Source organism: Raoultella sp., assembly GCF_039594335.1.
Lineage (GTDB): Bacteria > Pseudomonadota > Gammaproteobacteria > Enterobacterales > Enterobacteriaceae > Klebsiella.
In genome coordinates, this window is the sequence record NZ_JBCNNS010000243.1 from 1 (window position 1) to 3762 (window position 3762).

The 3762-nt window shown below is 62.0% G+C and carries 5 protein-coding genes; all 5 read right to left on the reverse strand.

Features of this window, described 5'->3' with window-relative positions:
• The coding region (locus ACZAHD_RS22320; protein WP_462458676.1) for a branched-chain amino acid ABC transporter substrate-binding protein at positions 1–516 on the reverse strand (516 nt) is incomplete at its 3' end.
• A 27-nt stretch (positions 517–543) separates the two neighbouring features.
• Positions 544–1263, reverse strand: coding sequence for an ABC transporter ATP-binding protein (locus tag ACZAHD_RS22325; protein WP_462458677.1), 720 nt, complete (start codon positions 1261–1263; stop codon positions 544–546).
• Positions 1256–2023, reverse strand: a complete 768-nt coding sequence (locus ACZAHD_RS22330) for an ABC transporter ATP-binding protein (protein ID WP_462458678.1) — start codon at positions 2021–2023, stop codon at positions 1256–1258. The genes ACZAHD_RS22325 and ACZAHD_RS22330 overlap by 8 nt, the downstream gene beginning before the upstream one ends.
• Positions 2020–3126, reverse strand: coding sequence for a branched-chain amino acid ABC transporter permease (locus tag ACZAHD_RS22335; RefSeq protein WP_462458679.1), 1107 nt, complete (start codon positions 3124–3126; stop codon positions 2020–2022). Before ACZAHD_RS22335 ends, ACZAHD_RS22330 begins: the two co-directional genes overlap by 4 nt.
• 10 nt (positions 3127–3136) lie before the next feature.
• Positions 3137–3762 (reverse strand): branched-chain amino acid ABC transporter permease (locus ACZAHD_RS22340; protein WP_462458680.1); only part of this gene is annotated, 626 nt, incomplete at its 5' end.

Sequence of the window (3762 nt, forward strand, 5' to 3'; positions counted from 1 at the left end):
GATGCGTTTGGCCTTCAGGGTTTGCACCGCGTACTGTCCGGCAAACTGGCCGCCGTCATCGTCGTGGCCCATCACGCGGAAGCTGGTATCAAAGCCCTGTCTGGTATAGGCGTGTCCGGTAGCGACTGGCGCGACCTGGGCGATGCCCGCATCGTGATAGACGCGGGCGGCCGGAATGCTGGTGCCGGTATTCCAGTGGCCAACGACACCGGCGACGCCGCTGTCCACCAGACGCTGGGCAACGGCAACGGCGGTACGCGGGTCGGACTGATCGTCTTCCGATTGCAGCTTGAAGGTTACCGCCTTGCCGCCGATGGTCGGGTGCTGCTTGTTGATATCGTCAATGGCCAGCTGCGCGCCGTTTTCCAGATCCTTGCCGATACGCGCGGAAGGGCCGGTCAACGGACCCGCCAGGCCGATAATCACGGTCTCGCTGGCCGCAGACCAGGCGGTAGATGAGGCAAATCCACTGAGCAGAATAGCGGCGCTAAGCGCACTGATTTTGACTGTTTTCATTATTTTTCCCTGATGCTGGTTCGTGTGTTAAACGGGCATTTCGCCCAAATAAATTTGTGCGATACGATCATCGGCCAGCAGTGCCTTCGAGGCGCCGTGTTCGACGATGCTGCCGCTGTCCATTACCCACGCGCTGTCGGTGGCCTCCAGCGCCAGGCGTGCGTTCTGCTCAATCAGCAGCAGCGCCACGCCGCGCTGACGGAGAGTGGCGATCGCGCGGAAAACGTTCTCGACCATCAGCGGTGCCAGACCCATTGACGGTTCATCCAGGATCAGCAGGCGCGGCTGGCTGAGCAGGGCGCGGTTAAGCGCCAGCAACTGCTGTTCACCGCCGGAGAGCAGCCCCGCCAACTGATGCTGCCGTTCGGCCAGGCGCGGAAAGTGAGCGAAGATTTCGTTCATTTCCTCTCGGACAGCCGCGCTATCGCGACGCAGCCAGGCGCCCATCTGCAGGTTTTCCAGCACCGTCATGCGGGCAAAAATGCCGCGGCCTTCCGGTACCATCACCAGCCCTTCGCGCAGCAGCGACTCCGCTTTGCGTCGACGCAGCGGTTTACCGTTGAAAATAATCTCGCCGCTAAAGGGCTCCAGTCCGGTAATGGCACGAACGGTAGAGCTTTTGCCGGCGCCGTTGGCGCCAATTAACGTAGCCTGCTCACCCGCTTTAACGCTGAATGAGACGTCGCGTACCGCCTGGATGCCGCGGTAGTGCACGCCGAGGTTGGTCACGGTTAACAGATCAGACATGGGTATTTCCTCCCAGCCAGGCGGCGATCACCGCCGGATCACGGCGCACGGTCTCCGGCGTGCCGCTGGTCAGCGTTTTGCCGTAATCCAGCACCATCAGGCGATCGCAGATGCCCATCACCAGCTTGACGTCGTGCTCAATCATCAGCAGGGTTTTGCCATCAGCGCGGATGCGTAGCAGCAGTTCACCGAGCGCCATTTTCTCGGCGGCGTTCATCCCGGCCGCCGGTTCATCCAGAGCCAGCAGGCGCGGATCGGTGGCCAGCGCGCGGGCAATTTCCAGCCGCCGCTGGTGGCCGTAGGCGAGGTCGCAGGCGCGGTAGTGGGCGAACCGGGCGATGCCGGTGTAGTCCAGCCAGTGCCACGCCAGCTCGCGGGTCTGCGCCTCTTCGGCACGGGCGCGCTTATGGCGGGAGAGCGCGGCCCACAGACCGTTGCGGGTGCGGACGTGACGGCCGACCATCACGTTTTCCAGTACCGACATTTCGTTAAACAGCCGCACGTTCTGGAAGGTACGGGCGATGCCCGCGGCGGTCACTTTTTCAATATTCTTTGGAAAATAGGTTTTCCCGCCGATAGCGAACTCGCCGCTGTCCGCGGGGTAAAGACCGGTAATCAGGTTAAAGCAGGTGGTTTTCCCCGCGCCGTTAGGGCCGATCAGGCCGAAGATTTCACCCTCGTTGATGGTCAGTGACACGTTATCGACCGCTGTCAGGCCGCCGAAGCGTTTGGTCATATGGCGCACGGTTAGCAGACTCATGCTTTCGCTCCTTGATGTCGCGCGGGCCAGATGCCCTGCGGGCGCAGCAGAATGACCAGCACCAGCGCCAGGCCGTAGAACAGCTGGCGCAGCACTTCCGGGTCAATCAGCACGTCGCCAAACAGCGCCTGCTGCAGCGGAGCAGCCTGGCTGCGCAGCAGCTCCGGCAGCGCGGTCAGCAGCACCGCGCCGAGGATCACTCCTGGGATATGCCCCATTCCACCGAGGACCACCATCGCCAGGACCGCAATCGACTCCTGCAGGGTAAAGGATTCCGGCGAAACGAAGCCCTGAAATGCGCCGAACAGCGCGCCCGCCACGCCGCCAAAGGAAGCGCCGATCGCGAAGGCCAACAGCTTGTAGTTACGCAGGTTGATACCCATCGCACGGGCGACGTCTTCATCCTCACGAATGGCGTGCCAGGCGCGGCCAATGCGCGAATGCTGTAGCCGCAGGCAGACAAAAATAATCGCCACAATCACCAGCATCAGCAGGTAGTACCACAGCCACAGCGCCGGGACTTTAAAGCCAAACCAGTGATAAACGCCGCTAAACTTGAGGCCGAACAGATTCAGCGAATCGACCCCGGAAATGCCTTTTGCGCCGTTGGTGATGTTGACCGGGCGGTCGAGGTTACGCATCAGAATGCGGATAATTTCGCCGAATCCGAGGGTGACGATGGCCAGATAGTCGCCGCGCAGCTTCAGCGTCGGCGCGCCGAGTACGATACCGCAGCCTGCCGCCACCAGCGCGGCGAGCGGAATAATCACCAGCCAGGAGGTGTGCAGGCCGTCGGGAAACCAGGTTTGCAACAGCGGGAAAACCTCCAGCAGATGCGGGGAGGCCAGCAGTGCCGCCAGATAGGCGCCGACGGCGTAGAAGGCGATAAAGCCCATGTCCAGCAGACCGGTGTAGCCGACCACAATATTCAGCCCCAGCGCCAGCATGATGTACAGTAGGGCGAAGTCGATGACCCGCACCCAGTAGTTGCCGCCGAGCTGGCTGGCGACCATTGGCGCCACCAGCAGAGCGCAGATGAACAGGGTCATCCCGGACCAGAAGCGGCGGGAGACGATAGGCGTGTCGAGTTGTGCCGTTGCCATGATTTTTCTCCTAAGCCCGGTGCGCAACGCGCTCGCCGAGTAAACCGGCAGGGCGGAAGACCAGCACCAGGATCAGCACCATAAAGGCGAAGATATCCTGATAGTTGCTGCCAAAGACGCCATGAGTCAGTTCGCCGAGATAACCGGCCCCGAGGGATTCGATCAACCCCAGCAACAGACCGCCGACCATCGCGCCGCGAATATTGCCGATGCCGCCGAGCACCGCGGCGGTAAAGGCTTTAATTCCGGGCAGAAAGCCCATTGAGAAGCCGGCGCTGCCGTAGTTGCTGGCCATCATCACCCCAGCCAGCGCGGCGAATATGCCGCCGATGGCGAAGGTGAGGGTAATAATGGCGTTGGGGTTGACGCCCATCAGCGTAGCGATGCGCGGGTTTTCCGCCACCGCGCGCATTCCCCGGCCTAAGCGGGTGAACTCCACCAGCAGCCACAGGCCGAGCATCACGGTCAAGGCCAGCGCGACGGTAACCATGCCGGTGACGGTAACGAGAGCCGGAGGATGTGCTTCGCTGCCCTGGGTCACAGCGATCGGCTCCATCGGCAGGATCTGCGGGAACATCAGCGGATTGCGCGTCCAGACGATCATCGCCACAGTTTGCAGCAGCACCGAGACGCCGA

What these genes read in the sequence shown, in the direction of transcription:
- ACZAHD_RS22325 (WP_462458677.1), bottom strand. Translation starts at nt 1,263, where the DNA reads ATGTCTGATCTGTTAACCGTGACCAACCTCGGCGTGCACTACCGCGGC.
- ACZAHD_RS22330 (WP_462458678.1), bottom strand. Translation starts at nt 2,023, where the DNA reads ATGAGTCTGCTAACCGTGCGCCATATGACCAAACGCTTCGGCGGCCTG.
- ACZAHD_RS22335 (WP_462458679.1), bottom strand. Translation starts at nt 3,126, where the DNA reads ATGGCAACGGCACAACTCGACACGCCTATCGTCTCCCGCCGCTTCTGG.